We start from the raw sequence: 13,980 nt of genomic DNA on the forward strand, positions 1-13,980 counted from the left end.
CCATGGAGCAGAGGCATCTCGGCCGCACCGGCCTGCGTGTGTCCCGGATCGGACTCGGCACTCTCACCTGGGGCCGGGACACGGACGAGCACGACGCCGCCGATCTGTTGAAGACGTTCTGGGAAGCGGGCGGCACGCTCGTCGACACGGCCGACGTGTACGGGGACGGCGAGGCGGAGTACCTGCTCGGCAAGCTCATCGAGGGCCTGGTTCCGCGCCGGGACCTGGTGATCGCCACGAAGGCGGGCAGCGTGCCCGACCCCGACCGGCGCTTCGACGGCTCGCGCGGCCATCTGCTCTCCGCGCTCGACGCGTCCCTCGCCCGCCTCGGCACCGACCACGTGGATGTGTGGCAGGTGCACGCGTACGACGCCGCCACGCCCCTGGACGAGACGCTCCAGGCCCTCGACATCGCTGTCAGCAGCGGCCGGGCGCGGTACGCGGGCGTGTCCAACTTCTGCGGCTGGCAGCTCGCCAAGGCCGCCACCTGGCAGCTCGCCGCGCCCGGGGCCCGCACCCGGCTCGCCAGTACGCAGATGGAGTACTCGCTGCTCCAGCGCGGGGTGGAGCGTGAGGTGCTGCCCGCCGCGCACGATCTCGGGGTGGGGCTGCTGCCCTCGTCGCCGCTCGGGCGCGGGGTGCTCACCGGCAAGTACCGCACGGGCACGCCCACCGACTCGCGGGGCGGCTCCGACCATATGGCGCCGTTCGTCGCGCCCTACCTCGACGACGCCGCCGGGCACATCGTGGACGCGGTCGCCATCGCGGCGGACGGGCTGGCCGTGACGCCGTTGCAGGTGGCGCTGGCGTGGGTGCGGGACCGGCCGGGGGTGGCGGCGCCGATCGTCGGCGCGCGCGACGCGCGGCAGCTCGCGGAGGCGTTGTCAGTGGAGGCGCTTAGTCTTCCTGACGAGATCTGCCAGGCGCTCGACGACGTGTCGGCGCCCGTGCACCGCTATCCCGATCAGGACTGGAGCACGTTGTGAGTACGGAGTCGGCCGCCGTGGAGCACGAGTCCGGGGACGACCACCCCGACACCCCTTCCGCTGCCGCGCCTTCCGCTGCCGCGAGCGGGCCCGAGGGCGAGCCCGCGGCCGCCGACGCGGAGGTCGCGGGTGCGGCTGCCACCGACGGCGCGGAGAGCGGGGCGGAGGGCGCAGACACCGGCGCCGACGATGACGCTGCCGCTGAGGCTGAGGCTGACGGGCAGGAGAGCGCCGGCGAGGATGCTGAGGGCTCCGGCCTGGACGCTGACGGCGCCGACGAGGCCGGTGAAGCCGCCGGGGAAGCTCCCGAGGGCACGTCCGGGGGCTCCTCCGAGGGGGCTGAGGGGGACGCCAAGGCGTTGTCCGAGGCCGAGGCCGAGCTGGCGGCTCAGCGGGCGCTGCGGGAGCGGATCGCGGAGCGCAAGGCCGCCAAGGAAGGCCCCATCGAGGCCGGGACCAAGCTGAGCGGCACCGCCGCCGATCTGCTGGCCGCCGTACGGGCCGTGGAGAGCGGAGAGAAGCCAACGGCCGCCGTCTTCGCCGAGCCGGAGCCCGAGCGGCGCCGGGTCGTGACGCCCGAGCCCGTGCGCAGGCCCCAGCCCGTGGCCCCGGCCGCGCAGGCCGCCCCGGACGCCGACGAGGTGGCCGCCGTCCGCGCGGTGCTCACGGAGGGCGGCGCGCCCGAGGCGCTGGCGACGGCCGCCGTGCCCGCCCTCGGCGAGGGCGCCGCCGCGCTGCTGCGCGATGACCCCTGGCAGTTGCTGCGGGTCGGCGGCGTACGACCGGAGCAGGCGGACGGGTTCGCGCGAGCCCTGCTGGGCGAGGACACGGGCCCCGACGACGCGCGCAGGGGCGCCGCGCTCACCCGCTGGCTCCTCGACCAGGCGGCGCTGGCCGGGCACACCGCGCTCGATCTGCCGCTGCTGACGGACGCCCTCGGCAAGCGCGCGGTGCCGGACGCGGACGCGGCCGTGCAGGCCGCCGTCGCGGAGGGTGACGCCCTGATGTTCCAGGACGCCCTGGACGACGCCCCCGCGTCCCAGCCTGCCGCGCCGGCCGCCGAGGACGGCGACCCCGAGGCGGAGGAGGAGCGCCCGGTACGGGTCCTGGTGGGCCTGGAGCGGTACGCGCTCGCCGAGGAGAGCCTCGCGGACGGCATCGGCCGGCTGCTCAACTCCCCCGGCGCCGCGCGCGGCGGGACGTCCGGCGGCTGGGAGGACGCGGCGGCCGCAGCGGGCGGCACGACGGCGGAGCTGCTGCGCGCGGTCGCCGGGCACGGCCTGGTCCTGCACACGGGCGGCGAGGCCGCGCGGGCCGAGCCGGTCGCGGTCGCCGTCGCGGCGGCCGGGCTCGGGCTTCGGGTGTGCGTCGCGGCGCACAGCGCGGACGGCCGGCAGCGCGTCGCGCGGGCGCTCGGACCCGGGGCGCCCGAGGAGGCGTCGGCGACCGTCGAGGGTCTGCTCGCCCAGACGGAGGGCCCCGGACGCGGGCCTGACGGGGCGCTGGCCGTGGACCTGCTCGTCGTCCTGGACGCGCCGCAGTTGGACGTGGACACGGCCGCGATGCTCGTGGAGCTGCTGGAGGACGGCGCCGCGCTGCTGCTCAGCGGCGACCCGGGCGTGCTGTGGTCGGCGGGCCCGGGGCGGGTCTTCGCGGACCTGCTCGCGGCCGGGGTGTGCCCGCGCGTCGCGTCCCGTACGCCGGACCCGGGGCCCATCGGAGAGCTGGTGTCGGGGGTCGGCGTCGGCGAGCTGCTGAAGGTCGAGGCGCCCGGCAAGGAGGTCGTCATCGTGCCCGTGCGGGACGGCGCGGAGGCGATCCACCGGACCGTGCAGCTCGTCGCGGACTCCGTGCCCCGGGCCATCGGCGTTCCGGCGGAGGAGACGCAGGTCATCACGCCCGGCCACGGCGGCGCCGCCGGCACCCGGGCGCTCAACGCGGCGTTGAAGGAGCGGCTGAACCCCGGCCCCGGCCGGTTCGGCGGCTTCGACCCCGGCGACCGCGTCGTCTTCGTGCCGGGCCCCGGCCGTATCCGCCCCGGGCGGGTCGTCGGCGCCGACGCGGAGGGGCTGCGCCTGGAGTGCGCCGGCGGGCCCGTCGTCGTACCGCCGGAGCAGGTCGAGCGGACGGTACGGCACGGGTGGGCGGTCACCGCGCACCAGGCGGTCGGCGTGCGCTGGCCCGCGGCGGTCGTCGTGCTGCCCGGCGACGCGGCCCAGGCGCTGAACCGGTCGTGGGTCTACACCGCGTTCGGCCGTGGCGTACGGCACCTGTCGGTGGTGCAGGGGGCGGACGCGGCGCTCCCGCGCGCGGTGGCGGAACTCCCGCCGAAGCCCCGCACGACCCGCCTGCCGGTCCTCCTGCGCGGCCAGGTGACGTCCCCGGAGGAATGACCGGCCCGTCCCTCGCCACGTCGCGTCCGCAAGGGCGGTACGGGCCCGCGGGCCGACCGGGCGGGGTCGGGGCCGGCCCGCGCACCCGCTCCCGCTCCCGGCCGCGTGCCCCGGATCAGGGCCGGCGCGGGCCCCCGGCCGGGATCATGGCTGGTCGGGGTCGAGCAGCAGGGGGTCCGGGTCGTCGTGCTCGTCGAGGCCCAGGTCGAGGTCGTCGTCGAAGACCGCGCTGACGTCGAAGCGGCACACGACGCGCTGCGGGTCCGCCTGCTCGAAGGGGGCCGACAGCCACTCCCCCGGCTCCGGCGCCTCGTCGGCGGCCGTCACCCAGAGCGTGGAGTCGCCTTCCTCCAGGCCGAACTCCTTGTGCCGGGAGGCGATCTCGTCCGGCTCGAACTCGCCGAACAGCACGCCGAGCGCCGCGTGCACGCTGCTGCCGGGAGCCGTCGCGGAGCGGGTGTCCTCGATGGAGTCGGACGCGTCGGCGTCGAGGTCGGCGACCCGCCCGGCCTGCGCGAGCAGCCGCTGCGGCTCCACGACCGCGTAGTCCCGCCGGATCAGCACGGTCAAGGCGCTCGGCTCCTCGGGGCCGGTGTAGGGCGGCAGCGAGTCGTCGCCGCCGGGGATCTCGAAGGGCGTGACCTCGTCGTAGCGGTCGTAGAGGAGTTCGTCGTACTCCTCGGCGGCCGCGGCGAGTTCGTTGAACGCTTCGTAGACGGCCGGGTCGTCCTCTCCCGACCTGCGCTCGACGGCCTCCAGGTGGCGGTCGAGCGCAGCCTTGACAGCCTCGGCGGCGGCGCGTACCTCGGCAGCGGTGGGCTGCGCAGCATCAGACATAGTGCAGACGCTATCCGTACCGGGCCACTGCCCGCACAATAGATGCGATGCCGGAATACGAATTTGTCGACGTGTACGTGCCGCGCGGGGTCTCCCGCAAGGAGGCCACGCGGCTGCTGACGGACCATGCGGAGTACGGACACTGGGAGTTGGACCGACTGAGCCTGCGCCGCGACGGGAGCCGCAAGGTGCGGCTGCGCCGCCGCATCATCCGCCAGGTCCGGGCCACATGGTGACCTGAACCGGGCGGGTCCGTGGCCGAAACACGACGGTCCACGCGGCCCGTCAGCCCTCGGCGGACCGGAGCCGGCCACGACGTACCCCGCCCCACGGCGGACCACCCACCACGGCGTACTACGCACCACGGCGGACCACGCACCACGGCGGGCCCCGCCGAAGCGGAGCCCGCCGTGTCCGTGCACCGTCACTCCCGCACGCGTCAGTACCGCCCGCTCACGCGGCCGACCTGGCACGCCGGTAGAGCACGGCGCCCGCGAGCAGCGCACCCGCGCCCGCGGGTACGGCCAGGCCGACGGGCAGCGAGCTGCCGGTCATCGCGAGCTGGGACTCGGCCTTGGGCTGGGAGACGGTCTGCGTCCCCGGCTTGTTCGGCTCGTCCGTGCGCGGCGCGACCGGCGGGTGGGCCCGCGTGGTCGGCGTGTGCGGCTCGCCCGGGTGCTCCGGCGTCCCCGGGTGTCCGGGATGCCCGGGCGGGGTCGTCGGCGGCTGGCGGGGCTTGCCCGGCGGGTTCGCGGGGGTGTCGCCGTTCGCGCAGTCGTTCCCGGTGACCGGGTTGCCGATGCCGATGACGTCGACGGTGTTGCCGCAGGCGTTCACCGGTACGTGGACCGGGACCTGGACCTGATTGCCCGAGCCGACGCCCGGGGAGCCGCCCGTGTGGCCGCCGGCGTGCGAACCGCCGCCGGACGAGTGGTGCGAGCCGCCGCCGCTCTTGCCGCCACCCGAGGTGTTGGCGCAGCTGTTGCCCACCGCCGGGTTGAGCAGACCGATCACGTCGACGGTGTTGCCGCACAGGTTCACCGGTGCGTCGACCGGGACCTGGACCTGATTGCCCGAGGCGACGCCCGGGGAGCCGGCGGCCGTGCCGTCCGCTCCCGAGTCGGCGTGTGCGTAGCCGCCGGTGACGGCGAGCACGCCGGACGCGGCCGCCACCGTGATCAGGCCCTTGCGCATGACCTGTCGCATAGCTTTCCCTGCCTTATAACTTGCCCAGCACCTTCCGGAAAGGCGCGAAGCGCTGGCCCCGCACCGGATGCCCAATCGGCCCCGGAGCGCATGGCGCGCACTCCGGGGCCGACGGACTCAGACCCTCAAGGGGTGTGGCACTACGGCGTCAGCGGTTGACGCAGGCGTTGCCGAAGGCGGGGTTCAGCAGCCCGATCACGGAGACCGTGTTGCCGCACACGTTCACCGGCACGTGGATCGGGGCCTGAATGACGTTGCCCGAGAGCACACCGGGAGACTTCACGGCGGCACCCTGGGCACCGGCGTCGGCGGCGGCGATGCCCGCACCCGCGAGCACGAGGCCACCAGTGGCAGCCGCAGCGGCGACGACCTTCTTGATCATTATTCCTCCTTGTTGGCAAATGCAGTCCCAGCCGCGGACTGCACTCCCTGTAACGAGGGGGAAGTAATGAGGCTACGAGCGTATGGTCCCATTCACTCTTTTCAGTCAAGTGCGCACGTACGGACGAATCTTGGGCCGTACGTGCGTCACAACGGCCCGCCGGTCAGGACGCGTCGATGAACCGGTCGAGCACGCGGACCCCGAACTTGAGTCCGTCGACCGGCACGCGCTCGTCCACGCCGTGGAACATGCCGGCGAAGTCCAGGTCCGGCGGGAGCTGGAGCGGCGCGAACCCGAAGTTGCGGATGCCGAGTTCGACGAAGGACTTGGCGTCGGTGCCGCCGGAGAGCGTGTACGGGATGGCCTTGCCGATGGGGTCCTCGGCGACGATGGAGGACTTCATCGCCTCGACGAGCGCCCCGTCGAACGTGGTCTCGACGGCCTTGTCGGCGTGCAGGTCCTCGCGCCGCACCTTCGGCCCGAGGATGCGGTCGAGGTCGGCGAGGAACTCGTCCTCGTACCCCGGCAGGAAGCGGCCGTCGACGTGGGCGGTGGCCTCGCCGGGGATCACGTTGACCTTGTAGCCCGCGCCCAGTTGCGTGGGGTTGGCGGTGTTGCTGAGGGTGGCGCCGATGAGCTTGGCGATGCCGCCCAGCTTGGCGACGGTCTCCTCCATGTCCTCGGGGTCGAGTTCGACGCCGAGCGCGTCACCGAGTTCGTCGAGGAAGTGGCGCAGGGTCGGGGTGACGCGGATCGGGAAGCGGTGCCGGCCGAGGCGGGCGACGGCCTCGGACAGCTCGGTGATCGCGTTGTCCCGGTGGATCATCGAGCCGTGGCCCGCGGTGCCGGCCACGGTCAGCTTCATCCAGTGCATGCCCTTCTCGGCGGTCTGCACGAGATACAGCCTGCGCTGGTCGTTCACGGTGAAGGAGAACCCGCCGACCTCGCTGATGGCCTCCGTGACCCCGTCGAACAGGTCCCGGTGGTTGTCGACGAGGTGGCGCGCGCCCCAGGTGCCGCCGGCCTCCTCGTCGGCGAGGAACGCGAGCACGATGTCGCGCGGGGGCCTGCGGCCGGTGCGCAGCCGGTCGCGGACGACCGCGAGGGTCATCGCGTCCATGTCCTTCATGTCGACCGCGCCGCGACCCCACACGCAGCCGTCGGCGATCTCGCCGGAGAAGGGGTGGTGGGTCCAGTCCGCCGCGTTGGCCGGGACGACGTCGGTGTGGCCGTGGATGAGCAGCGCGGGCCGCGAGGGGTCCTCGCCCTCGATGCGGGCGACGGTGGAGGCGCGGCCGGGGTGGGACTCGAAGATCTCCGGTTCGAGGCCGACCTCGGCGAGCTTCTCCGCGACCCACTCGGCGGCCTTGCGCTCCCCCGGCCCCGAGTGGTCGCCGTAGTTGCTGGTGTCGATCTGGATCAGTTCACGGCAGAGGTCGACGACCTCGTCCTGCCCGGATACGGCCCTGCCCGTGCTCGGCTCGCTCACGCTGCGTTCCTCTCTGCCTGGTCACACGCCAAAGAATCACCCTCATCCTCTCGCTCCCCGGCCCCGCGCCCAAGGCCGGGCGCGGCCCGTCACACGCCGTTCACAGGCCCGACCTGCGAGAAGGGGGGTGATCGAGCCACTCGGAATCCCTGGTAATGTTCTCTGTGTCGCCGCGGGGAACGCCCCGCACAAGCGGCAGACACCTTGTCCGGGTGGCGGAATGGCAGACGCGCTAGCTTGAGGTGCTAGTGCCCTTTATCGGGCGTGGGGGTTCAAGTCCCCCCTCGGACACAGTGACCGGAGGCCGGTCGGGAGAGATCCCGACCGGCCTCCGGCGTTTCCGCGTGCGTGATCGGTACGGGGATGCGGGCTCCGGATGAGCGAAGCCCCCGGCGCCGGCCTTGTGGGAGGGGCGCCGGGGGCTTGGCGGAGCGGTGGGGCGGGTTACTTCTTCTCGACCGCGTGGCCGCCGAACTGGTTGCGCAGGGCGGCGATCATCTTCATCTGGGGCGAGTCGTCCTGGCGGGACGAGAAGCGGGCGAAGAGGGACGCGGTGATCGCGGGCAGCGGGACGGCGTGGTCGATGGCGGCCTCGACGGTCCAGCGGCCCTCGCCGGAGTCGGCGGCGTAGCCGCGGAGCTGCTCCAGGTGCTGGTCGTCGTCCAGGGCGTTGACCGCGAGGTCGAGCAGCCAGGAGCGGATGACGGTGCCTTCCTGCCAGGAGCGGAAGACCTCCCGTACGTTGTCCACGGAGTCGGCGGCCTCAAGCAGCTCCCAGCCCTCGGCGTACGCCTGCATCATGGCGTACTCGATGCCATTGTGGACCATCTTGGAGAAGTGGCCTGCGCCGACCTTGCCGGCGTGGACGTAGCCGAAGTCGCCCTCGGGCTTGAGGGCGTCGAAGACCGGCTTGACGCGGGCGACGTGCTCGTCGGAGCCGCCGACCATGAGGGCGTAGCCGTTCTCCAGGCCCCAGACGCCGCCGGAGACACCGCAGTCGACGAAGCCGATGCCGCGCTCGGCCAGCTCGGCGGCGTGCTTCTCGTCGTCGGTCCAGCGGGAGTTGCCGCCGTCGACGACGATGTCGCCCTCGGAGAGCAGGTCCTTCAGCTCGTCGACCGTGGACTGGGTGGGGGCGCCCGCGGGGACCATCACCCAGACGACGCGGGGGCCTTCGAGCTTGTCGACCAGTTCGGCGAGGGAGGCGACGTCGGAGACCTCGGGGTTGCGGTCGTAGCCGATGACGGTGTGGCCTGCGCGGCGGATGCGCTCGCGCATGTTGCCGCCCATCTTGCCGAGACCGATGAGGCCCAACTGCATCGATGCCATAGTCAGATTCACTTACCTTCGGTGCGGCCGCGCAGGGCGCGGTAGTTGTCGACGAGGGACTGGGTGGAGGCGTCGAGGCCGGGGACCTCGGCGCCTTCGGTGAGGGCGGGTTCGACGCGCTTGGCGAGGACCTTGCCGAGTTCGACGCCCCACTGGTCGAAGGAGTCGATGTCCCAGATCGCTCCCTGGACGAAGACCTTGTGCTCGTACAGGGCGATGAGCTGGCCGAGGACGGACGGGGTCAGCTCGCGCGCGAGGATCGTCGTCGTCGGGTGGTTGCCCTTGAACGTCTTGTGCGGGACCAGTTCCTCGGGCACGCCCTCGGCGCGGACCTCGTCGGGCGTCTTGCCGAAGGCGAGCGCCTGGCCCTGCGCGAAGAGGTTGGCCATGAGCAGGTCGTGCTGGTTCTTGAGGTCCGCGCTCAGCTCGTCCACCGGGTTGGCGAAGCCGATGAGGTCCGCCGGGATGAGCTTGGTGCCCTGGTGGATGAGCTGGTAGTAGGCGTGCTGCCCGTTGGTGCCGGGGGTGCCCCAGACGACCGGGCCGGTCTGCCAGGTGACGGGACTGCCCTCGCGGTCCACGGACTTGCCGTTGGACTCCATGTCGAGCTGCTGGAGGTACGCCGTGAACTTCGACAGGTAGTGGCTGTACGGGAGCACCGCGTGCGACTGGGCGCCGTGGAAGTTGCCGTACCAGATGCCGAGGAGGCCCAGCAGGAGCGGGGCGTTGGCCTCGGCGGGTGCGGTACGGAAGTGCTCGTCCACGAGGTGGAAGCCGTCGAGGAGTTCGCGGAAGCGGTCCGGGCCGATGGCGATCATCAGGGAGAGGCCGATGGCGGAGTCGAAGGAGTAGCGTCCGCCGACCCAGTCCCAGAACTCGAACATGTTGGCCGTGTCGATGCCGAACTCGGCGACCTTCTCGCCGTTGGTCGACAGGGCGACGAAGTGCCTGGCGACGGCCTTGTCGTCGCCGAGGGCGGCGAGCAGCCAGGCGCGGGCGGCCTTGGCGTTGGTGATCGTCTCGATGGTGGTGAAGGTCTTCGAGGCGATGACGAACAGCGTCTCGGCCGGGTCGAGGTCGCGCAGGGCCTCGTGCAGGTCGGCGCCGTCGACGTTGGAGACGAAGCGGAACGTCAGGTCGCGGGCGGTGTAGGGGCGCAGCGCCTCGTAGGCCATGGCGGGGCCGAGGTCGGAGCCGCCGATGCCGATGTTGACGACGTTCTTGATGCGCTTGCCGGTGTGGCCGGTCCACTCCCCCGCGCGGACGGCGTCGGCGAAGACGGCCATCTTGTCGAGGACGGCGTGCACCTTGGGCACGACGTTCTCGCCGTCGACCTCGATCACGGCGTCGGCCGGGGCGCGCAGGGCGGTGTGCAGGACGGCCCGGTCCTCGGTCGTGTTGATCTTCTCGCCGCGGAACATGGCGTCGCGCAGCCCGGACACGCCGGTGGCGGCGGCGAGTTCCTGGAGCAGGGCGAGGGTCTCGTCCGTGATCAGGTGCTTGGAGTAGTCGATGTGGAGGTCGCCGACCTGGACGGTGTAGCGCCGGGCGCGGTCGGGGTCGGCGGCGAACAGGTCGCGCAGGTGCGTGCCGTTGACCTTGGCGCGGTGGTCCTCAAGGGCCGTCCACTCGGGGCGGCGCGTGGGCTGGGGTGCGGTGTCAGGCATGAGGAACGGACTCCTTGGTGGCGGAATCGGTGCCGGGGTGCGTGCCGGTGGCGGCGCCGGGGACCTCGCCGTGCAGGGCGACGGCGTACATCTCGTCGGCGTCGAGGCGGCGCAGTTCCTCGGCGATCAGTTCGGCGGTGGAGCGCACCTTCAGGGCGAGGGTGCGCTCGGGCTGACCGGGCAGGGACAGGGTGGCGAGGGGGCCGTCGGGCCGGTCTATGCGGATGTCGCCCTGGGCGGTGCCGAGGCGGACGGCCGTGACGACGGGTCCCGCGGTGGTGACGCGCTCGACGGGCACGCCGAGGCGGACGCCGAGCCAGCGCGCGAGGAGTTCGGCGCTGGGGTTGCCGGCCTCGGACTCGACGGCGGCGGAGACGATCTCGGCGCGGGCCTGGTCGAGCGCGGCGGCCAGCATCGAACGCCACGGGGTGAGCCGGGTCCAGGCGAGGTCGGTGTCGCCGGGGGCGTAGTGCGCGGCGCGCCGGTCGAGGGCGGCGAGGGCGTCCTCGTCGGCGTACAGGTCGGTGATGCGGCGGGCGGCGAGGGCGCCGAGGGGGTCCTTCGCGGGCTCGTCGGGGGCGTCGACGGGCCACCACACGACGACGGGGGCGTCCGGCAGCAGCAGCGGCAGGACGACGGAGTCGGCGTGGTGGACGGTCTCGCCGTACAGGCGCAGCACGACGGTCTCGCCGGTGCCGGCCTCGGAGCCGACGCGGACCTCGGCGTCGAGCCGGTTGCCCTGGCGGTCGCGGGGCAGGCGCTGGGTGCGCCGGATGACGACAAGGGTGCGCGAGGGGTGCTCGCGGGACGCCTCCTGCGCGGCCTTGGTCGCGTCGTAGGCGTTCTCCTCGTCGGTGACGATCACCATCGTCAGGACCATGCCCACGGCGGGCGTCCCGATGGCGCGGCGCCCTTCGACGAGCGCCTTGTTGATCTTGCTTGCCGTGGTGTCGGTGAGGTCGATCCTCATGGCCTGCGCCAGCTCCGTCCGTCTCGTGCGAGCATCTCGTCCGCTTCCTTCGGGCCCCAGCTTCCCGAGGCGTACCGGGCGGGCCTGCCGACCTTGTCCCAATGCGTCTCGACGGGGTCGAGGATGCGCCAGGACTCCTCCACCTCCTCCGTGCGCGGGAAGAGGTTGGCGTCGCCGAGGAGCACGTCCAGGATCAGCCGTTCGTACGCTTCCGGGCTGGACTCCGTGAACGACTCGCCGTACGCGAAGTCCATGGACACGTCGCGGATCTCCATCGACGTACCCGGCACCTTCGATCCGAAGCGTACGGTCATGCCCTCGTCGGGCTGTACGCGGATCACCACGGCGTTCTGGCCGAGTTCCTCGGTGGCCTCGGAGTCGAACGGGGAGTGCGGGGCGCGCTGGAAGACGACGGCGATCTCGGTGACGCGGCGGCCGAGGCGCTTGCCGGTGCGCAGGTAGAACGGGACGCCGGCCCAGCGGCGGTTGTCGATCTCCAGCTTCACGGCCGCGTAGGTGTCGGTCTTCGACTTGGGGTCGATGCCGTCTTCCTGGAGGTAGCCGCGGACCTTCTCGCCGCCCTGCCAGCCCGCGTCGTACTGGGCGCGGACGGTGGAGTGCGCGAGGTCGGCGGGCAGCCGCACGGAGCGCAGGACCTTCAGCTTCTCGGTGACGAGCGCGCCGGCGTCGAAGGAGGCGGGCTCCTCCATAGCGGTGAGGGCGAGGAGTTGGAGGAGGTGGTTCTGGATGACGTCGCGGGCGGCGCCGATGCCGTCGTAGTAGCCGGCGCGGCCGCCGATGCCGATGTCCTCGGCCATGGTGATCTGGACGTGGTCGACGTAGGACCGGTTCCAGACCGGCTCGTACATCTGGTTGGCGAAGCGGAGCGCCAGGATGTTCTGGACGGTCTCCTTGCCGAGGTAGTGGTCGATGCGGAAGACCTGCTCGGGGGCGAACACGTCGTGCACGATCGCGTTCAGCTCGCGCGCGGACTCCAGGTCGTGGCCGAACGGCTTCTCGATGACCGCGCGCCGCCAGGACCCCTTCGGCGCGTCCGCGAGCCCGTGCTTCTTGAGCTGCTGGACGACCTTGGGGAAGAACTTGGGCGGTACGGAGAGGTAGAAGGCGTAGTTGCCGCTCGTGCCCTGCTTCTCGTCCAGCTCGTCCACGGCCTCGCGGAGCTGCTTGAACGCGGTGTCGTCGTCGAAGTCGCCGGGGATGAAGCGCATGCCCTCGGCGAGCTGGGCCCAGACCTCCTCGCGGAAGGGGGTGCGGGCGTGTTCGCGTACGGAGTCGTGGACGACCTGGGCGAAGTCCTGGTCCTCCCACTCGCGGCGGGCGAAGCCGACCAGGGAGAAGCCCGGCGGGAGCAGGCCCCGGTTGGCGAGGTCGTAGACGGCCGGCATGAGCTTCTTGCGGGACAGGTCGCCGGTGACGCCGAAGATGACGAGCCCGGAGGGGCCCGCGATGCGCGGCAGGCGCCGGTCGCGGGGGTCCCTCAGCGGGTTCTGCCAGGCGGTGACGCTCACTTGCCCTCCGTCCCGGTCAGGCGGCCGGCGACCGTGGCGAGCAGGTCGTTCCAGGCGGCCTCGAACTTGGCGACGCCCTCGTCCTCCAGCTTCTGGACGACCTCGTCGTAGGAGATGCCGAGCCGCTCGACGGCGGCGAGGTCGGCGCGGGCCTGCTCGTAGCGGCCGGTGACGGTGTCGCCGGTGATCTCGCCGTGGTCGGCGGTGGCGGCGAGGGTCGCCTCGGGCATGGTGTTGACGGTGCCGGGGGCGACCAGTTCGTCGACGTACAGGGTGTCCTTGTACGCGGGGTCCTTGACGCCGGTGGAGGCCCACAGGGGGCGCTGCTTGTGGGCGCCGGCGGCCTCCAGCTTGCCGGCCCGCTCGGAGGCGAAGACCTGCTCGTACGCCTCGTAGGCGAGACGGGCGTTGGCGAGGGCGGCCCGGCCCTTGAGGGCGGCGGCCTCGTCGGTGCCGAGGGCGCTCAGGCGCTTGTCGATCTCGGCGTCGACGCGGGAGACGAAGAAGGAGGCGACGGAGTGGATCGTGGCGAGGTCGATGCCGCGCTCGTGGGCCTTCTCCAGGCCGGCGAGGTAGGCGTCCATGACCTCGCGGTAGCGCTCCAGGGAGAAGATCAGGGTGACGTTGACGGAGATGCCGAGGCCGATGACCTCGGTGATCGCGGGCAGGCCCGCCTTCGTCGCCGGGATCTTGATCATGACGTTGGGGCGGTCGACGAGCCAGGCGAGCTGCTTGGCCTCGGCGACGGTGGCCTCGGTCTCGTGGGCGAGGCGCGGGTCGACCTCGATGGAGACGCGGCCGTCGCGGCCGTGCGTGGCGTCGTAGACCGGGCGCAGGATGTCGGCGGCGGCGCGGACGTCGGCGGTCGTCATCATGCGGACGGCCTCGTCGACGGTGACGCGGCGGACGGTGAGGTCGGCGAGCTGGTCCTCGTAGCCGTCGCCGGAGCCGATGGCGGCCTGGAAGATCGACGGGTTGGTGGTGACGCCGACGACGTGGCTGTTCTCGACCAGTTCGGCGAGGTTGCCGGAGGCGATGCGCTTGCGCGACAGGTCGTCCAGCCAGATGGAGACGCCTTCGTCGGAGACGGCCTTGAGGGGCGACGAGGTGGCGGCGTTGCTCATGGTGTCCTTCATCTTCTTTCGCGTACGGGAAGTGCGGTGGTCGCGTACGGGGTGCGGTGGACGCGTAC

The 13,980-nt window shown here is 72.5% G+C and carries 12 protein-coding genes and 1 tRNA gene; 4 read left to right on the top strand and 9 right to left on the bottom strand.

Going from position 1 to position 13,980, the window contains the following annotated elements:
• Window positions 1–2 precede the first annotated feature (2 nt).
• The gene (locus ACZ7LY_RS25880; RefSeq protein ID WP_471627100.1) at window positions 3–986 is read left to right on the top strand and encodes an aldo/keto reductase; all 984 of its coding nucleotides are present in this window, start codon (window positions 3–5) and stop codon (window positions 984–986) included.
• Window positions 983–3,379, top strand: a complete 2,397-nt coding sequence (locus ACZ7LY_RS25885) for a helix-hairpin-helix domain-containing protein (protein ID WP_471627101.1) — start codon at window positions 983–985, stop codon at window positions 3,377–3,379. Before ACZ7LY_RS25880 ends, ACZ7LY_RS25885 begins: the two co-directional genes overlap by 4 nt.
• Before the next feature lie 144 nt (window positions 3,380–3,523).
• Here ACZ7LY_RS25885 and ACZ7LY_RS25890 read toward each other — a convergent pair whose 3' ends face one another.
• Entirely contained in the window at window positions 3,524–4,216 is a 693-nt protein-coding gene (locus tag ACZ7LY_RS25890) for a hypothetical protein (RefSeq protein WP_471627102.1), read from the bottom strand.
• A 47-nt stretch (window positions 4,217–4,263) separates the two neighbouring features.
• On the opposite strand from ACZ7LY_RS25890, the gene ACZ7LY_RS25895 reads away from it, so the two are divergent.
• The gene (locus ACZ7LY_RS25895; protein WP_175410115.1) at window positions 4,264–4,452 is read left to right on the top strand and encodes a DUF5703 family protein; all 189 of its coding nucleotides are present in this window, start codon (window positions 4,264–4,266) and stop codon (window positions 4,450–4,452) included.
• A 217-nt stretch (window positions 4,453–4,669) separates the two neighbouring features.
• On the opposite strand, the gene ACZ7LY_RS25900 is transcribed toward ACZ7LY_RS25895, so the two are convergent.
• From ACZ7LY_RS25900 to ACZ7LY_RS25910, 3 genes are all read right to left on the bottom strand, one after another.
• Window positions 4,670–5,422 carry a chaplin gene (locus tag ACZ7LY_RS25900; RefSeq protein WP_471627103.1) on the bottom strand — a complete coding sequence of 251 codons (753 nt, stop codon included), beginning with the start codon at window positions 5,420–5,422 and terminating at the stop codon, window positions 4,670–4,672.
• A 148-nt stretch (window positions 5,423–5,570) separates the two neighbouring features.
• Window positions 5,571–5,804: a chaplin gene (locus tag ACZ7LY_RS25905; RefSeq protein WP_471627104.1), complete on the bottom strand. Its 234-nt coding sequence runs from the start codon at window positions 5,802–5,804 to the stop codon at window positions 5,571–5,573.
• Window positions 5,805–5,967: 163 nt separating this feature from the next.
• The gene (locus ACZ7LY_RS25910; RefSeq protein WP_471627105.1) at window positions 5,968–7,293 is read right to left on the bottom strand and encodes a M20/M25/M40 family metallo-hydrolase; all 1,326 of its coding nucleotides are present in this window, start codon (window positions 7,291–7,293) and stop codon (window positions 5,968–5,970) included.
• A 206-nt stretch (window positions 7,294–7,499) separates the two neighbouring features.
• Between ACZ7LY_RS25910 and ACZ7LY_RS25915 the strand changes: the two genes are divergently transcribed.
• Window positions 7,500–7,584: transfer RNA gene (locus ACZ7LY_RS25915), tRNA-Leu, on the top strand.
• A 153-nt stretch (window positions 7,585–7,737) separates the two neighbouring features.
• Here ACZ7LY_RS25915 and gnd read toward each other — a convergent pair.
• The 5 genes from gnd to tal are packed head-to-tail and all read right to left on the bottom strand — an operon-like array spanning window position 7,738 to window position 13,924.
• Window positions 7,738–8,613, bottom strand: coding sequence for a phosphogluconate dehydrogenase (NAD(+)-dependent, decarboxylating) (gnd, locus tag ACZ7LY_RS25920; RefSeq protein WP_471627106.1), 876 nt, complete (start codon window positions 8,611–8,613; stop codon window positions 7,738–7,740).
• A 17-nt stretch (window positions 8,614–8,630) separates the two neighbouring features.
• Entirely contained in the window at window positions 8,631–10,289 is a 1,659-nt protein-coding gene (gene pgi / locus ACZ7LY_RS25925; protein WP_471627107.1) for a glucose-6-phosphate isomerase, read from the bottom strand.
• The gene (gene opcA / locus ACZ7LY_RS25930; RefSeq protein ID WP_471627108.1) at window positions 10,282–11,259 is read right to left on the bottom strand and encodes a glucose-6-phosphate dehydrogenase assembly protein OpcA; all 978 of its coding nucleotides are present in this window, start codon (window positions 11,257–11,259) and stop codon (window positions 10,282–10,284) included. Before opcA ends, pgi begins: the two co-directional genes overlap by 8 nt.
• On the bottom strand, window positions 11,256–12,788 hold the full coding sequence (gene zwf / locus ACZ7LY_RS25935) for a glucose-6-phosphate dehydrogenase (protein WP_471627109.1): 1,533 nt from the start codon (window positions 12,786–12,788) through the stop codon (window positions 11,256–11,258). The genes opcA and zwf overlap by 4 nt, the downstream gene beginning before the upstream one ends.
• Complete coding sequence (tal, locus tag ACZ7LY_RS25940; protein ID WP_471627110.1) at window positions 12,785–13,924, bottom strand: transaldolase; 1,140 nt, start codon at window positions 13,922–13,924, stop codon at window positions 12,785–12,787. Before tal ends, zwf begins: the two co-directional genes overlap by 4 nt.
• Between the last annotated feature and the right edge of the window lie 56 nt (window positions 13,925–13,980).

This window comes from Streptomyces sp. NPDC107550 (genome assembly GCF_055639095.1).

Bases quoted from the DNA above. Each gene is read 5' to 3' on its own strand.
- ACZ7LY_RS25880 (WP_471627100.1), top strand. From the start codon at position 3: ATGGAGCAGAGGCATCTCGGCCGCACCGGCCTGCGTGTGTCCCGGATC.
- ACZ7LY_RS25890 (WP_471627102.1), bottom strand. From the start codon at position 4,216: ATGTCTGATGCTGCGCAGCCCACCGCTGCCGAGGTACGCGCCGCCGCC.
- ACZ7LY_RS25895 (WP_175410115.1), top strand. From the start codon at position 4,264: ATGCCGGAATACGAATTTGTCGACGTGTACGTGCCGCGCGGGGTCTCC.
- ACZ7LY_RS25900 (WP_471627103.1), bottom strand. From the start codon at position 5,422: ATGCGACAGGTCATGCGCAAGGGCCTGATCACGGTGGCGGCCGCGTCC.
- ACZ7LY_RS25905 (WP_471627104.1), bottom strand. From the start codon at position 5,804: ATGATCAAGAAGGTCGTCGCCGCTGCGGCTGCCACTGGTGGCCTCGTG.
- gnd (WP_471627106.1), bottom strand. From the start codon at position 8,613: ATGCAGTTGGGCCTCATCGGTCTCGGCAAGATGGGCGGCAACATGCGC.
- pgi (WP_471627107.1), bottom strand. From the start codon at position 10,289: ATGCCTGACACCGCACCCCAGCCCACGCGCCGCCCCGAGTGGACGGCC.
- opcA (WP_471627108.1), bottom strand. From the start codon at position 11,259: ATGAGGATCGACCTCACCGACACCACGGCAAGCAAGATCAACAAGGCG.
- tal (WP_471627110.1), bottom strand. From the start codon at position 13,924: ATGAAGGACACCATGAGCAACGCCGCCACCTCGTCGCCCCTCAAGGCC.